Source organism: Amycolatopsis sp. WAC 04169 (genome assembly GCF_003947535.1).
Classification (GTDB): Bacteria; Actinomycetota; Actinomycetes; order Mycobacteriales; family Pseudonocardiaceae; genus Amycolatopsis; species Amycolatopsis keratiniphila.
Genome location: NZ_QHJI01000008.1, coordinates 184594 through 198992 on the forward strand (window position 1 = coordinate 184594; position 14399 = coordinate 198992).

The 14399-nt window shown below is 69.3% G+C and carries 15 protein-coding genes; 10 read left to right on the top strand and 5 right to left on the bottom strand.

Annotation, left to right across the window (positions count from 1 at the left end):
* Positions 1-79 precede the first annotated feature (79 nt).
* The 3 genes from tsaB to tsaD are packed head-to-tail and all read left to right on the top strand — an operon-like array spanning position 80 to position 2261.
* Positions 80-739 (top strand): tRNA (adenosine(37)-N6)-threonylcarbamoyltransferase complex dimerization subunit type 1 TsaB, encoded by a 660-nt coding sequence (gene tsaB, locus DMC61_RS23135; RefSeq protein ID WP_016331139.1) that lies wholly within the window; start codon positions 80-82, stop codon positions 737-739.
* Positions 736-1215 carry a ribosomal protein S18-alanine N-acetyltransferase gene (gene rimI / locus DMC61_RS23140; RefSeq protein WP_125691185.1) on the top strand — a complete coding sequence of 160 codons (480 nt, stop codon included), beginning with the start codon at positions 736-738 and terminating at the stop codon, positions 1213-1215. Before tsaB ends, rimI begins: the two co-directional genes overlap by 4 nt.
* Positions 1215-2261, top strand: coding sequence for a tRNA (adenosine(37)-N6)-threonylcarbamoyltransferase complex transferase subunit TsaD (gene tsaD, locus DMC61_RS23145; protein WP_125691187.1), 1047 nt, complete (start codon positions 1215-1217; stop codon positions 2259-2261). Before rimI ends, tsaD begins: the two co-directional genes overlap by 1 nt.
* Here tsaD and wecB read toward each other — a convergent pair.
* From wecB to DMC61_RS23160, 3 genes are all read right to left on the bottom strand, one after another.
* On the bottom strand, positions 2258-3409 hold the full coding sequence (gene wecB / locus DMC61_RS23150) for a non-hydrolyzing UDP-N-acetylglucosamine 2-epimerase (RefSeq protein WP_125691705.1): 1152 nt from the start codon (positions 3407-3409) through the stop codon (positions 2258-2260). The two genes, tsaD and wecB, sit on opposite strands and share 4 nt — an antisense overlap.
* 105 nt (positions 3410-3514) lie before the next feature.
* Entirely contained in the window at positions 3515-3694 is a 180-nt protein-coding gene (locus DMC61_RS23155; RefSeq protein WP_007031099.1) for an LPXTG cell wall anchor domain-containing protein, read from the bottom strand.
* Between the two features lie 21 nt (positions 3695-3715).
* The gene (locus tag DMC61_RS23160) at positions 3716-4492 is read right to left on the bottom strand and encodes a choice-of-anchor P family protein (RefSeq protein ID WP_125691189.1); all 777 of its coding nucleotides are present in this window, start codon (positions 4490-4492) and stop codon (positions 3716-3718) included.
* 430 nt (positions 4493-4922) lie between these two features.
* Here DMC61_RS23160 and xrtP point away from each other — a divergent pair, with 430 nt between their 5' ends.
* Together xrtP and DMC61_RS23170 are read left to right on the top strand one after the other, a co-directional pair.
* On the top strand, positions 4923-5426 hold the full coding sequence (gene xrtP / locus DMC61_RS23165; RefSeq protein ID WP_125691707.1) for an exosortase P: 504 nt from the start codon (positions 4923-4925) through the stop codon (positions 5424-5426).
* Complete coding sequence (locus DMC61_RS23170) at positions 5426-6814, top strand: glycosyltransferase (protein WP_125691191.1); 1389 nt, start codon at positions 5426-5428, stop codon at positions 6812-6814. The genes xrtP and DMC61_RS23170 overlap by 1 nt, the downstream gene beginning before the upstream one ends.
* Before the next feature lie 15 nt (positions 6815-6829).
* Here the strand turns inward: DMC61_RS23170 and DMC61_RS23175 are convergent, their stop codons facing one another.
* A complete protein-coding gene (locus DMC61_RS23175; protein WP_125691193.1) occupies positions 6830-8725 on the bottom strand; it encodes an N-acetylmuramoyl-L-alanine amidase in 1896 nt (631 codons plus the stop codon).
* A gap of 142 nt (positions 8726-8867) precedes the next feature.
* On the opposite strand from DMC61_RS23175, the gene DMC61_RS23180 reads away from it, so the two are divergent.
* The 3 genes from DMC61_RS23180 (at position 8868) to groL (ending at position 11721) form a co-directional block, all read left to right on the top strand.
* Positions 8868-9506 (top strand): HAD family hydrolase, encoded by a 639-nt coding sequence (locus DMC61_RS23180; RefSeq protein ID WP_125691195.1) that lies wholly within the window; start codon positions 8868-8870, stop codon positions 9504-9506.
* Positions 9507-9713: 207 nt separating this feature from the next.
* A complete protein-coding gene (gene groES, locus DMC61_RS23185; protein ID WP_007031106.1) occupies positions 9714-10007 on the top strand; it encodes a co-chaperone GroES in 294 nt (97 codons plus the stop codon).
* A 100-nt stretch (positions 10008-10107) separates the two neighbouring features.
* A complete protein-coding gene (groL, locus tag DMC61_RS23190) occupies positions 10108-11721 on the top strand; it encodes a chaperonin GroEL (protein ID WP_016331159.1) in 1614 nt (537 codons plus the stop codon).
* Between the two features lie 333 nt (positions 11722-12054).
* On the opposite strand, the gene DMC61_RS23195 is transcribed toward groL, so the two are convergent.
* Complete coding sequence (locus DMC61_RS23195; RefSeq protein WP_007031108.1) at positions 12055-12375, bottom strand: WhiB family transcriptional regulator; 321 nt, start codon at positions 12373-12375, stop codon at positions 12055-12057.
* A 230-nt stretch (positions 12376-12605) separates the two neighbouring features.
* Here DMC61_RS23195 and DMC61_RS23200 point away from each other — a divergent pair, with 230 nt between their 5' ends.
* Positions 12606-13520 carry a MerR family transcriptional regulator gene (locus DMC61_RS23200; protein WP_370456430.1) on the top strand — a complete coding sequence of 305 codons (915 nt, stop codon included), beginning with the start codon at positions 12606-12608 and terminating at the stop codon, positions 13518-13520.
* Positions 13521-13529: 9 nt separating this feature from the next.
* The gene (locus DMC61_RS23205; RefSeq protein ID WP_125691199.1) at positions 13530-14369 is read left to right on the top strand and encodes a hypothetical protein; all 840 of its coding nucleotides are present in this window, start codon (positions 13530-13532) and stop codon (positions 14367-14369) included.
* Positions 14370-14399: the final 30 nt, after the last annotated feature.

Consider the following 14399-nt stretch of genomic DNA (forward strand, 5'->3'; position numbering starts at 1 on the left):
CCAGGGGAGCGGCCACGCCACCCGATCGCGTTCAGCCCGCTAAACGCGCTCCGGGCCGCTGGTCGTAGGCTGGGTAACCGTGCTGGTACTGGCCATCGACACCTCGACCCCGGCGGTCACCGCGGGCCTCGTCGCCCTGGACGGCGACGCCCTCGAGTCGCGCGGCGACCGCGTCACGGTCGACCCGCGCGCCCACGGCGAGCTGATCACGCCGCACGCCCTCGAAGCCGTCAAGGCCGCGGGCGTCACGCTTCGCGACCTCGACGCCATCGTCTGCGGCGTCGGCCCCGGCCCCTTCACCGGCCTTCGCGCCGGCATGGCCACCGCCGCGTCGCTCGCCCACGCCCTCGGCATCCCCGCGTACCCGGTCTGCAGTCTCGACGCGATCGCCGCCGACGTCGCCCCCGGCGAAGCGCCCTTCCTCGTCCTCACCGACGCGAGGCGCCGCGAGGTCTACTGGGCCGCGTACGCCGCCGACGGCGCCCGCACCGACGGCCCCCACGTCGAGCGGCCCGCGGACCTCCAGACCACCATCAAGGTCGCCGCGGGCGACGGCGCCCTCCTCTACGCGGACGCGCTCGGTGTCCAGCCGATCGAGCCGCGCTTCCCGTCGCCCCTCGGACTGGTGAAGGCCGCCCGCAAGGACTTCGGCGAAGAGCCCGCCCCGCTCACCCCGCTCTACCTCCGCCGCCCGGACGCCGTCGAACCGGCCGCGCGCAAGAAGGTGACCACGCCGTGAGGCTGGAACCCTTACGCCGCAAGGACATCCCGCGCTGTGTCGAGATAGAGAAGATCCTCTTCCCCGGCGATTCGCCCTGGACCGCCTACGCCTTCCACGCCGAACTCGACGCCGGCGGCTTCTACCTGGTCGCCCGCCCGGAGGAAAGCGACGAGGTCATCGGTTACGCCGGGCTCGCCGTCGTCGGCCGCCGCGGCGACTACGAGGCGAGCATCCACACGATCGGCGTCGACCCCGCTCACCAGCGCAAAGGCATCGGTACCGTGCTGCTGAAAGCGCTCCTCGACCGCGCGGACGAGCTCGCCGCGCCCGTCTTCCTCGAAGTCCGCACCGACAACGACGCGGCGATCACGCTCTACGAGCGGCACGGTTTCGAACGCGTCGGCCTCCGGAAGCGCTACTACCAGCCTTCCGGCGCCGACGCCTACACGATGGCCCGCCCGCGGGCCCAGGTCCGAGACGAGGTGGCGGGCTGATGCCGCGCATCATCATGGGCATCGAGAGTTCGTGCGACGAGACCGGTGTCGGCCTCGTCCGCCTGCACGACGACGACACGGTCGAGCTCCTCGCCGACGAGGTCGCCTCCAGCGTCGACCAGCACGCCCGCTTCGGCGGCGTCGTGCCCGAGGTCGCCAGCCGCGCCCACCTGGAGGCCATGGTCCCGACGGTCGAACGAGCCTTCGACAAGGCCGGGCTGAAACTGTCCGATGTGGACGCCATCGCGGTCACCGCCGGACCCGGTCTCGCCGGCGCGCTCCTGGTCGGCGTCGCCGCCGCCAAGGCCTACGCTGCCGCGCTCGACATCCCGCTCTACGGCGTCAACCACCTGGCCGGGCACATCGCCGTCGACACGCTCCAGCACGGCCCGTTGCCCGAGCGCTGCCTCGCCCTGCTCGTCTCGGGCGGGCACACGCAATTGCTGCTGGTGGACGACATCGCCTCCGAGATCACCGAGCTCGGGTCCACTGTGGACGACGCCGCGGGCGAGGCCTACGACAAGGTCGCCCGCGTCCTCGGCCTGCCGTATCCGGGCGGCCCGCCCATCGACAAGGCCGCCAAGAACGGCGACGGCGCGGCCATCGCCTTCCCCCGGGGGATGACCGGACCGCGCGACGCCAAGTTCGACTTTTCCTTCTCCGGCCTGAAAACCGCCGTCGCCCGCTGGGTCGAGAGCGCGGAGCGCCGTGGCGAGGACATTCCCGTCGACGACGTCGCCGCGTCGTTCCAGGAGGCCGTCGCCGACGTCCTCACAATGAAGGCGCTCCGCGCGGCCAAGGAACACGGCGTGGACACGCTGGTGATCTCCGGTGGCGTGGCGGCGAATTCACGACTGTCGGAACTCGCCGCCGAGCGCTGCGCCGAGGCCGGGATCACCCTGCGTGTCCCACGGCCGCGCCTGTGCACGGACAACGGTGCGATGATCGCCGCGCTCGGCGCGCACGTGGTCGCCGCCGGACGGCCGCAAGCTTCGCTCGACTTCTCCGCAAACCCGGCCCTGCCGGTGCAGATCGTCTCGATCTAGCGGGATTCGGCGGCGGTGCGCGGCGCCGGGGCGAGATTGAGCAGCTCCTCCAGCGCCGCCACCGACAGGGCGGCGGCATTGCCGTTCCCATAAGGGTTTCCGGCGTGCGTCGGATGCAGATCCCCGCGCAGGATCTTCGCCGCGGTGTCGGCGATGAGTCCGGTGTCCGTCCCGACCAGCCAGGCGCAGCCCGCCTCGATCGCTTCGCGTCGTTCGGTGACGTCGCGAAGCACCAGGACGGGTGTGCCGAAGGTCGGCGCTTCCTCTTGGATGCCACCGGAATCGGTCAGGACGAGCTCGGCGATCCGCAGCGCGCGGACGAGATCGGGATATTCGAGCGGCTCGGTGATCGTCACCCGCGGCGTCCCGCCGAGCGCGGCCGTCACCTGATCCCGCACGGCCGGATTGGGATGCACCGGGAACAGCACCTGGACGTCGCTGTGTTCCGCGACGATCAGTTCGATGGCCGCGAGCGTGCGGCTCAACGGCTCGCCCCAGGACTCGCGCCGGTGCGACGTCACCAGGACGAGCCGCTCACCCGCCTCGGCGATTTCCATCTCCAGCAGGGCGAGCGCGGTGTCCCGCGCGGGGAGATCACGTTCGGCGATCGCGATCACGGCATCGACGACGGTGTTGCCGGTGACGGCGATCCGTTGGCGCGCAACACCTTCCGTGCGCAGTGCGGCCGCGGCGCCGGGCGTCGGCGCGAGGTGCAGGGCGGCGATACGCGAGATCATCTGCCGCGTCCCCTCTTCGGGGAACGGCGCGGCGAGGTCGTGGGTGCGCAGTCCCGCCTCCAGATGCACGACCGGGATGCCCTGCCAGAACGCCGCGAGCGCGCCCGCGAGTCCCGTTGTCGTGTCGCCCTGGACGACGACGGCGGCCGGTGCGACCCGGCGCAGCACCTCGTCGAGCGCGGGAAGCAGGCCGGAGACCAGTTCCGCCTGGGTGCCGGTGGTCCTGGGCGGAGTGTCGAGCCAGGCGTCGACCGGCAGGCCGAACGGGATCAGCGCCTGTTCGACCATGCCCGGATGTTGTCCACTGTGGACGACGAAGGGCCGCAGGTGCGGGTGGTCCACCAGTGCCAGCGCCAGCGGCGCGAGCTTGACCGCCTCCGGCCGCGTCCCGGCCAGCAACATCACATCCACGCGTTCGCGCTCCTCATCCACGTTTCCGAGTGTCCCGCACAACGCGGGTGCCGGCCGCCGGCGTGCGAGGGGCCCACGCCGGCGGCCGTTCCGTCAAGAGGAGCGTCAGCTCCCCATCTCGCCGAGCCGTTTCGTGCGGCGGTAGCCCGCGATGACCGCGATGGTTCCGAGAACCAGCAGGATCACGCCGACGGCCAGCCACCAGCCGACATCGGCCCCGGTGGCGGCGAGGGCACCCACCCCGCCACCGGCGACGCCGACTCCGGCGCCAGGCAACTTGTACATTTCGACCTCACCTCACCCAGGTCAGGCGGTGGTCGCCGGACGCCGGTTGCGGACCACGCGGATGCCGACCGGGATGGCGACGGCACCGAGCAGACCGAGGCCGATCCACAGCCCGGCGCCCGAAGCGAGCGGCACGGGCAGACCGGCCGGACCGCAGGTCGCCGACGAGACGATCACGTCGCCGGAACCGAGCGGGGTGAGGGCGTCACCGAGCAGCTTCACGTGGATGGCGTTGACCGTGAGGCTGCCGTCGGGGTTCTTGATCTGCTCGTTCAGGATGATCGTCGCGACGTTGATGGTGCCGAGGGCGACCTTGATCTGCGTGTTCGGGGCCGGCGTCGCGTCGACCGCGCCCACGCTGCCGAAGTTTGCGCCGACCAGGTTGGTGGCGCCCTGCACACCCTTCTGGGTCGCGGTGCAGGTGGCTTCGACGACCTTGATGCCGACGTCGCCGAGTGCGCTCTTCAGCAGCGGCAAGCCGACATCGGCGGTGCTGGCCTTGGCCGTCACGGCACCGGAGTTGTCGTCGCGCTTGGCCTCGGTGTTGATCGCGCCCGCGGTCAGCACACCGGTGAGGTCGGCCTTCGCGAGGCTGTTGGTGGTCGGCCCGGAGGTCTTCGCCTCGGCGAGCGGCCCGGCCTTCACCGCGTCGAGGCCGAGGAGCTTCACATCGACCTTGACGCCATACGCGGAGCCGTCACCGGGGGCCGCCGAGGCGGGCACCGCACCGGCGAGAGCCACGCTCGCCACCACAGCGGCGAGTACTCCGCCTCGTCGCAAGAGGTGCGTGTTCTTCAACTGGTCCTCCGAATTGATTCGTGGGGGAGTTTCTCTGGATCTGCGGTCGGCACGAGGGCACAACCGTCGCGGACGAATCCTCAGCTGGCCTGACTCGGCTCGCGGATCGTCTATCGCCGAGTGTTTCTTAAATTGAACAGAAAACTGCGAGGATCACCGGATCAGGTGGTCTTGCGGACATTTCCCGCAGGTCGCCGGATGCTTCACCCTTTCGGCCTAGTCAGTTTCTCCACGATCGTGCCGAAAGGGCCCATGATCACGTTGGAAATGCGAACCCCGGTCGAAAGGGCCGGTTCTCGCTGACTTACTCTCGTCGGCGAGTTCCTGTCCGCTGCGCCGGATCCCCGTCGTCTGCTGCGTCTTTCCTGAGAGGGTCACCGTGGCCGTTGCGAGCGCTCCCTTGCCGAGTTCCAGCCGGTTTCCGCTGCGTATGGCGGTGCTGGGGGTGCTCGCCGTCGCGGTCGGCCTGGTGCTGGCCGAACGTCTGTACCGGGTTTTCGAGGTCCAGCTCTCCGGACTGATACTGAGGGTCATCACCACATCGGGTGTCTTTGTCGCCGGTGAACGCGAGACGGTCTACTTTGGGTTGTCGGGCGATACTCCACTCGGGTTAAGAATGACTCCGGAATGCTCGTCGGCATTCATGTTGCTGCCACTGCTCCTGGTGACCGCCGTCATGTTGTATTTCCGTCCGGGAAATGCGAAGCGGCTCTTCACTTCGTTACTCATTTCCGCGATCGTCGTCATTCTTGTCAATCAGATGAGGGTTTTGGCCATCGTCGGGCTCGTGAACGTGATGGGTATCGACGAGGGTTATTACTGGGGTCACACCCTGCTCGGCTCGATGGTCAGCGTCCTCGGCGGCGCGGTCGCCCTCGTCCTGTTCGTCTGGCTGAGCACCCGCAAGCCCCGCGCCGAACGCGGGACCGCCTGATGGGCGGCGGCTCGATCAAGATCCTTCTCGCGATCACGCAGGCCTTCGCGCTCACCATGAGCGTGGCGTTCATCGTCTACGTCGTCGTGATCGTCGTGCCGTACCTGCGGCGCAAACCCGCACCCGTCGGCGACGCCGGCGACTTCACCTGGCACTTCTTCGTTCCGTGCCGGGACGAACAGACCGTCATCCGCGAAACCGTGCGATACCTGCGTTCGACGTTCCGGCAGGCGCACGTCTGGGTCGTCGACGACGACTCCGAGGACCGCACGGCCCGCGTGGTCCGGTCGATCTGGCGGCGCAACGGCGGCTACGACCCGTACCTGCACCTCGTCCCCCGGCGCCGCCCGGAAGCGAGGACGGGCAAGGGCGACGCGCTCAACGCGGCCTATCAGGCGCTCAACGACTGGATGGGGCCGGACGCGACCCGTGACGACGTGGTCGTCGTGGTCGTCGACGCGGACGGACGGCCGGCGGAGAACTGCCTCGAGGTGTGCGCCGCGGACCATCTCTTCGGCGACGAGACGATCGGCGCCGTGCAACTCGACGTCTGGATGGGCAACGCGGGCACCCGGCCGCCGGGGAAGAACTGGTTCTCCCGCGCTTTCGGGTTGAAGCTGGCCCAGATGCAGGATCTCGAGTTCCGTACGGCCATCGCGGCCATCCAGACCTCGCGCGGGTTCACCGGCACGATCTCCATGGGCGGCAACGGTCAGTTCACGCGACTGTCCGCATTGGACTCGATCGCCGGGCCTGACGAGCAGCCGTGGCGCGGTTCGCTGCTGGAGGACTTCGAACTCGGCGTGCACCTGCTGACCGCGGGCTGGCGCACCGGCTACACGCCGGATTCCCATGTGAAACAGGAAGGTCTGTACAGCCTGCGGCGATTCCTGGTGCAGCGCACGCGCTGGGGCCAGGGCACGATGCAGTGTTCGCGCTATCTCCGGCGGATCTGGGATTCGCCGCACGTGAGCACGCTGGGCGCGGCGGAGATGATGTACTACCTCGCGCAGCCGTGGATGCAGCTGCTCGGCTCGCTGCTGTACCCGATCCCGTTCATCCTGCTGCTCTTCAGCACCGCCGGGGATCCGGCGCAGGTGTGGACCTGGTTCGCCGACGACGGCGCGTGGATCCTGTTCGCGATCTACGGCTCGTTCGGGCTGCTGCCGTTCATCGTGTGGGGCCCTATCTACCAGTTCAAATGCCTAAAGAGCCGCAACGTCCTACGTGGACTCGGGATGGGCTTCGCCTACGCGCTGTACATCTACACGTTCTACATCACGTCGTGGCGGGCGCTGTTCCGGCTGGTGCGCGGGCGCAACGGCTGGTCGAAGACGCGGCGGAACACCGAGCACGCCCCCGGGGTCAAGGTCGCGCTGGACTCCTGACCCCGGAGGACGGTCTCAGAGCGCGGGCAGGATCCGGACGTCGTCCGCCTTCACGAAGGCGATGCGGTGTCCGAACTGGATCTGCACGTACTTCGTCTTGCCCTTGACGACCACGTGGTTCGCCGGGTCGAACGTCGTCGCCGAGTAGTACTCGGAACCGAGGACGTTGCCGAGCGAGTACCGCTGCCCGGCCGAGAACGTGTACGGCAGCGGGATCACCTGCTGCACCGGCACGTTCGCCGGGTAGGCCTCGGCCTCGGGATACGCGCGGCCGAACACGGGCACGGTCGCCAGCCCGGGCTTCGGCGTGACGACCAGGCCGAACGCCGGGCTCGTCGTGCGCTGGTCGCGGAACCAGCCCTTCTGGCCGAGGTACCAGATCGCCGTCCAGCCGTCACGCCGCTCGGCGACCACGTAGCGCTGGCCGGTCTCCGCGCGGCTGCCGATGTCGGAAACGGCCATCGTGCTCGCCGAACCGTCCGGGCGCAGGCCGATGTCCTTGAGCAGCGGTGCGGTGTCGTTCGGCTCGCTGCGCAGTACGACCGAACCGGAACCCCTTGCCGGGCAAGGCTTTCCGGCGGTCTCGCAGCCGGTGAACGCGGGCTGGTTCGTGGCGAAGTCGGGCGTGATGGTGACCAGCGGCGAGCCGGGGCGGCCGAAACCGGACAGCGGCGCGCCCATCAGATCGAAGTAGTGCGCCCAGTCCCAGTACGGGCCCGGATCCCAGTGCATGCCCCGGATGGTCGAGGGGATGGTGCCGGGAACGTTGTCGTGGCCGAGGATGTGCGCGCGGTCGAGCGGGATGTCGTACTTCCGCGCGAGGTAGCCGACGAGCTTCGCTGAGGTGCGGTACATCGCCTCCGTGTACCAAGTGCCCTTCGCGGCGAAGCCCTCGTGCTCGATGCCGACGGACTTCGCGTTGACGTACCAGTTGCCCGCGTGCCAGGCGACGTCCTTCGTCGGCACGTGCTGCGCGATCTGGCCGTCGGAGGAGCGGATCGTGTAGTGCCAGCTCACGTACGTCGGGTCGGTGACAAGGTCCATCGCCGTGTCCCAGTAGCCCTCGGTGTCGTGGATGATGATGTATTCGACCTTCTGGCTCTTCGGCCGGTCCGCCTTGTCGTGGTTGCCGTAGTCGTTGTCCGGCAGCTCTTGGTACGGCGCGGGCACCGAAAGACACGAGACCGTCTTCGGGCACTCCGCCTTCGGGGCTTCCGCCTGCGTGCGCCCCGGGCTCACCGGCGACGCGGCGAGGGTGACGTTCTGGCCGTCGTCGGTCCTCCGGCTCACGCCCTTGGAGATCGTGTCGAACACTTCGTCGGCGAAGGACTGCGCGCCCTCCGCGTCCTTCGCGCCGCTGTAGCGCGCGACGGCGGCCCTCCAGTCGCCGGTCTCGCGCTGGTACTTCGCCAGCAGGGCGGCGCCACCGCGGATGTTCTGGGTGGTGTTCGTGCGCAGCGTCGCGACGTCCTGGCCGATCAGCGTGGCCGCCTCGTCGATGGTCTGGAGACCGGGCGGGGGAGGCTTCGGCGCCGGGGTTACCGGGAGTTTCGCCTTGCGGGCGTCGTCTCCGCGCGGATCCTCCTCGCCTTCGTCGTGATGCGTGCCCGTGCCCGCTTCACGCAGGTCGGTCAGGTGCATCGGGCCGTACCCGGCGGAGGTGCTCGGGGTGCCGGCGTTGAAATCCCAGCGCGACTCCAGGAACGAGACGCCGAGCAGGACGTTCTCGGGGACGCCGAACTCCTGTGCGGCGGCCGCGAAGTCCCGTTGACGCTGTTGATCCGCCGGAGCGGCTTCAGCGGGGACAGCGGCGAGAAGCCCGGCGGCGAGGCTGAGAACCGCGAGCCCGGCGGTCCGTTTGGACCGGCGCCGGAGCGGCTCGAGGGTTACGGGACGGAAGGGACGCGGCATGGGCGTATACCCCCAGTGACTAGGTCTGCTGAACAGGACCGACCCCAATGGTCGGAACCTAACCAGAATCCGGCTTGGTCCGTAAGGCCCCTCCGGATCGCGATTAGGGGGCTAAACGCAGGTCGGTGGAAAGGTGGGAGGCATGGAGCTTCTTCGGGAGAAGGACCACGTCTTCCTCGACTTCGACGGCCCGGTGTGCGACGTGTTCGCCCGGCTTCCGGCGAGCGAGGTGGCCGACAGGCTGAAACGCCTTGTCGAGCCCGAAGTGATCACCTCGGCCGATCCGTTCGACGTGCTCCGGTTCGCGGCCTCGTGCGGTCCGAACGCCGCGAACGTCGTCGAGCGGCAGCTCAGCCGATTCGAAGGGGAGGCCGTCGCGCAGGTCTCGCCGTCGCCCGGGGTCGCGGACGTGCTGCGTGACTGGCGTGCGCAGGGGTTCACGGTGACGATCGTCAGCAACAACTCCGTCGACGCGGTCCAGGCGTTCCTGGCGCTGCACGAACTCGCCGAGCTCGTTCGCGGGATCAGCGCGCGGACGACGAGCGACCCGGCGCGGCTGAAGCCCGAACCCGCGCTCCTCGACGCCGCGGTGAAGGCGCTCGGCTCGTCGCCTGGACGGTGCGTCATGGTCGGCGACTCGGCCGCGGACATCCTGGCCGCTCGCGCCGCCGGTGTCGCTTCGATCGCCCTGGCGAAGACGCCCGCCAAGCGCAGGGCCCTCGCGGCCCTCGACCCCGATGCCCTGGTGACCGACCTCGCCGACCTGCGTTTAGCCCCCTAATCGCGATCCGGTGGTCCGGGGCGGAACCAAAACGGCCGGTCAGGGGCTCGCGGACAAGGTGAGCGGACCCTCCTTGCGAAGCTGGCACTCACATGGCTAGAGTGCTAATTGCACGGCCCGAACACGCCCCGGCACCCGCGACGGCGGGGGTGGTAGGAGCCGTAACTCATCCTGCCAACGCTTTCGACGACCGTGGAGGTCAACCCGGTGAGCGTGAACATCAAGCCGCTCGAGGACAAGATCGTTGTCCAGACGAGTGAGGCCGAGGAGACGACCGCTTCCGGCCTCGTCATCCCCGACACCGCCAAGGAGAAGCCCCAGGAGGGCAAGGTTCTGGCCGTGGGCCCGGGCCGCATCGACGACAAGGGCAACCGCGTCCCGCTCGACGTTTCCGTCGGCGACGTCGTCATCTACTCCAAGTACGGCGGCACCGAAGTGAAGTACAACGGTGAGGACTACTTGATCCTTTCCGCTCGCGACGTGCTGGCCGTCATCAACTGACGTCCGCTCTCAGCGCATGACGCCCCGGGCCCCGCATTGCCGGGGAACGGGGCGTTCGTGTTTTCCGAGCTTTAGAACTGGAAGGTAAGCGGAACAGGCCATGCCCAAGCAGATCAGTTTCGACGAGGACGCTCGTCGCGCGCTCGAGCGCGGGGTGAACAAGCTCGCCGACGCGGTCAAGGTCACCCTCGGCCCGCGCGGTCGCCACGTCGTGCTCGACAAGAAGTTCGGTGGCCCGACCATCACCCTCGACGGCGTCACCGTCGCTCGCGAGATCGAGCTCGACGACCCGTTCGAGAACCTCGGCGCCCAGCTCGCCAAGAGCGTCGCCACCAAGACCAACGACGTCGCCGGTGACGGCACCACGACCGCGACCGTGCTGGCGCAGTCGCTGGTGAAGGTCGGCCTGCGCAACGTTGCCGCCGGTGCCAACCCGACCTCGGTCGGCCGTGGCATCGAGGCCGCCGCGGAGAAGGTCATCGCGGTGCTCAAGGAGAAGGCGACCCCGGTCAAGGGTCGCGACAACATCGCCCAGGTCGGCACCGTCACCTCGCGTGACGCGGCCATCGGCGCCCTGCTCGGCGAGGCCGTCGAGCGGGTCGGCGAAGACGGCGTCATCACGATCGAGGAGTCGTCCACGCTGGCGACCGAGCTCGTGATCACCGAGGGTGTCCAGTTCGATAAGGGCTTCCTGTCGGCGCACTTCGCGACCAACCCGGAGGAGCAGAAGGCGATCCTCGAGGACGCCTACATCCTGCTCGTCCGCGAGAAGATCTCGGCGCTGGCCGACCTGCTCCCGGTGCTGGAGAAGGTCGTCGAGGCCAAGAAGCCGCTGCTGATCATCGCCGAGGACGTCGACGGCGAAGCGCTGTCCACCCTCGTCGTGAACTCGCTGCGCAAGACGATCACCGCCGTCGCGGTCAAGGCGCCGTTCTTCGGCGACCGCCGCAAGGCGTTCCTGGACGACCTCGCGGTCGTCACCGGCGGCGAGGTCATCTCGGCCGAGATCGGGCACAAGCTGTCCGAGACCACGCTGGCCCAGCTGGGCAACGCCCGCCGGATCGTCGTCACCAAGGACGACACCACGCTCGTCGACGGTGCCGGCACCAAGGACGACATCGCGGCGCGCGTCGCGCAGATCCGCAAGGAGATCGAGAACACCGACTCCGACTGGGACCGCGAGAAGCTGCAGGAGCGGCTGGCGAAGCTCGGCGGCGGTGTCGCGGTGATCAAGGTCGGCGCGGCCACCGAGACCGAGCTGAACGAGCGCAAGCACCGCATCGAGGACGCCGTGGCTTCGACCAAGGCGGCCGTCGAAGAGGGCATCCTGCCCGGCGGTGGCTCGGCGCTCGTGCACGCGGTCAAGGCGCTCGACGGTGGCCTCGGCCTCGAGGGCGACGAAGCGACCGGTGTCCGCATCGTCCGCGACGCGCTGACCGCCCCGCTGTTCTGGATCGCGACCAACGCGGGCCACGAGGGCGCGGTCATCGTGAACAAGGTCCAGGAGCAGAACTGGGGCCACGGCTTCAACGCCGCCACCGGTGAGCTCACCGACCTGCTGGCCGCCGGCATCGTCGACCCGGTCAAGGTGACCCGGTCCGCGGTGGCGAACGCCGCTTCCATCGCCCGGCTCGTGCTCACAACGGAGAGCTCCGTCGTCGAGAAGCCGGCCGAGGAGGAGCCCGCCGCGGCCGGGCACGGCCACGCGCACTAGTTCCACCCCTGAAGCGGGGCGGTACTCCAGTCGGAGTGCCGCCCCGTTTTGCTTGCCCCGCCCTTCCCAGGCCCGGATCGCGTTTAGCCCGCTAACTGCGATCCGGCCGCGTGGGGGTGCGACCGCGGGCAGGGCGACTTTCGCGGGCTAACTGCGATCTGGCGGGCCCCCGCGCCGACCTGCGTTTAGCGGGCTAATCGCGATCCGGGGTCGCGCGGGTGCCCGGCCGCGCCGACCTGCGTTTCGCGGGCTAAACGCGATCCGGTGCCCGGAGATGCGGAAGGGCGGCACCCCACCCGGATGCCGCCCTTCCGCGTTGCCGACTCGGCCGGATCAGCCGTTCGACATGCTCAATGTGCGTTTGTCCGCCTTGATGATGTGCTCGCGTTCCGATTCCGACAGCCCGCCCCAGATCCCATATGGCTCGTGCACGGCGAGTGCGTGGTTCCGGCACATCGCCAGTACCGGGCAGGCCAGGCACACGGCTTTGGCCCGCGCCTCGCGTCGGGCTCTGGCCGGCCCGCGCTCGCCGTCAGGGTGAAAGAAGGACGCGCTGTCCATGCCTCGGCACGACCCTTCGAGCTGCCAGTCCCATACATCCGCGTTGGGCCCCGGGAGCCTGCGTGTGTCCGCCATCCTGACCGCCTCCGTCATCCGGTCGAAGCGTTTACCTGCTCTGCTGCGCTGCGGATACTCCATTCGGTGCAACGGCGGTAACGTTAGAAGCGCGCCAATACTTGTTCAAGAGATTCAAGACGATTCAGCCGTTAGGCATCCCCCGGATGTGTGAGCCGTACTTTCCGCTCCGGTTGCCCCTGCCCCGGCCTGCCTGGATATTGGGTCGAGTGGGATCTCGGACCAGCAGTGAAGAACCCACCCTGCCGGTGGCCTCCGTCGCTCGCCGGCTCGGGGTCGCACCGTCCACCCTGCGCACCTGGGACCGCAGATACGGCGTAGGACCGAGTCGCCACACCAACGGCCGTCACCGCCGCTACGGCAGCTCCGACATCGGCCGTCTCGAACTGATGCAGCGAGCCCTCCTTCGCGGCGCCTCGACGGCCGAAGCAGCGAAGTACGCGCTCGAGCAAATGCCGAGGACGGCGACAGAGCCTCAGGAGACCGCCGTCGTCCAAGTGGCGGAGCAGGCCGCCGCGCCGACCGCGGAGGATCACGACGTCCCCTCCCGCCTCGCCAGACGTTTGAGCACAGCCGCGCTCGCGATGGACTTCGGCGCGGTGCAGCGGATGCTCGCCGACACGATCCGCGAACTCGGCGTCCTGCCCGCCTGGACCGGCGTCGTGTCGCCGGTGCTGACCGCGCTCGGCGCGCGCTGGCGCGGGGTGAGCGCCGGCGCGGAGGTCGAATATCTGCTCGCCGAATGCGTGTACGCCGCCCTCGTCCGCGCCACGCCGGTGCTCCGCGAACCGCGCAACCAACGACCCGTCCTGCTGACCTGCGTCCCGGACGAGCGCGACAACATGCCGATGTACGCGCTCGCCGCGGCGCTGGCGGGACGCCGGATCGGCGCCCAGCTGTTCGGAGCGTCCCTGCCCGCCGAAGTGCTCGCCGTGACCGTCCGCCGCAGCGTCCCGGCGGCGGTCGTCCTGTGGTCCGGCCGTCGTGCGACCGCGGACCCGCGCCTGTTCGCCAGGGTGTCCCGCGGCCGTCAGCGCAGCAGGCTGTTCGCGTGCGGTCCCGGCTGGGATCCCGCCACCCTCCCGGACAAGATCGAACTGCTCGGCGAACTGACGACCGCCGCCGACCGGATCGAGCACGTTCTTGTCGGTGCGAGGCGATAGAAAGGACGCATGGAATCGTCCTTGCGGTCCGCCGCGTTCGGTGACGGCGTGCCGCCGCCGAACCCGTTCGCGGTGCCCGCGTCGCCTCGCGGACGGCTGCTCGCCGCGATCGGGCTCGGAGCCCGCGGCCGGTACGCGGCGGCGGCCACGCTGCTGAACGGGTTGCGCGCGCACGGTGGCCCGGTGTTCGCGTCGCTGGCCGCGAGCACGCTGGCATCGCATCGACGGCAGCTCGGCGGGCACGCGGCCGCCCTCGTCCTCGACGGCGAGGCGCTCGCGCTGGTGATCACGGAGCCGCAGGGCGAGGCCGACCCCGACGGTCTGGACGCCGAGGGAGCGCGGGCGGACGCCCTCCTGGGGCTCGCGGCGGACAACCTCGGGCGCGGCAGGCTGACCGCGGCCCGGCGGTTGCTCGCGCGTGCGGACGTGCACTGCGGCAACTGGCGGACCCGGACGAGGGCCGGTTGGGTGGGCGCGGAAATCGAACTGGCGGGTAACATTTCCGGGGCGGCCGTCGCCCCAGCGGAAATGGCGTGGGAAACCGCGCGTGCCAGGGACGCGTGCCGACATGTCGTCAAATCGAGCCTTGTACTCGCCGTGACGATCGCGAATCGCGGTTCCGCTGAGCGGGATCGCGCGAAAGCGCTGGTAGAGAGCGCGCGAGAAACCGCCGAGAAATACGAATTCAATTCACTTCTGTGGGTGGCGTGCCTGCTCGAGGCGGACTTCGGGGCAGGACACGCCGATGAGTATCGATCCAGAAGTGCCGAACTGTTGCACGCAGTGTTACGGCATGCGGATCCTTGCGGGAGGTGGCTCGCCCGGGAATCTCCGTGGGTCCCCCTCTGAGGGCGTCTAGCCTGTTGGAGGGCCCATTCC

What these genes read in the sequence shown, in the direction of transcription:
- DMC61_RS23155 (WP_007031099.1), bottom strand. Translation starts at nt 3,694, where the DNA reads ATGTACAAGTTGCCTGGCGCCGGAGTCGGCGTCGCCGGTGGCGGGGTG.
- xrtP (WP_125691707.1), top strand. Translation starts at nt 4,923, where the DNA reads ATGGCGGTGCTGGGGGTGCTCGCCGTCGCGGTCGGCCTGGTGCTGGCC.
- DMC61_RS23170 (WP_125691191.1), top strand. Translation starts at nt 5,426, where the DNA reads ATGGGCGGCGGCTCGATCAAGATCCTTCTCGCGATCACGCAGGCCTTC.
- groL (WP_016331159.1), top strand. Translation starts at nt 10,108, where the DNA reads ATGCCCAAGCAGATCAGTTTCGACGAGGACGCTCGTCGCGCGCTCGAG.
- DMC61_RS23205 (WP_125691199.1), top strand. Translation starts at nt 13,530, where the DNA reads ATGGAATCGTCCTTGCGGTCCGCCGCGTTCGGTGACGGCGTGCCGCCG.
- DMC61_RS23175 (WP_125691193.1), bottom strand. Translation starts at nt 8,725, where the DNA reads ATGCCGCGTCCCTTCCGTCCCGTAACCCTCGAGCCGCTCCGGCGCCGG.
- DMC61_RS23195 (WP_007031108.1), bottom strand. Translation starts at nt 12,375, where the DNA reads ATGACGGAGGCGGTCAGGATGGCGGACACACGCAGGCTCCCGGGGCCC.
- tsaD (WP_125691187.1), top strand. Translation starts at nt 1,215, where the DNA reads ATGCCGCGCATCATCATGGGCATCGAGAGTTCGTGCGACGAGACCGGT.
- DMC61_RS23180 (WP_125691195.1), top strand. Translation starts at nt 8,868, where the DNA reads ATGGAGCTTCTTCGGGAGAAGGACCACGTCTTCCTCGACTTCGACGGC.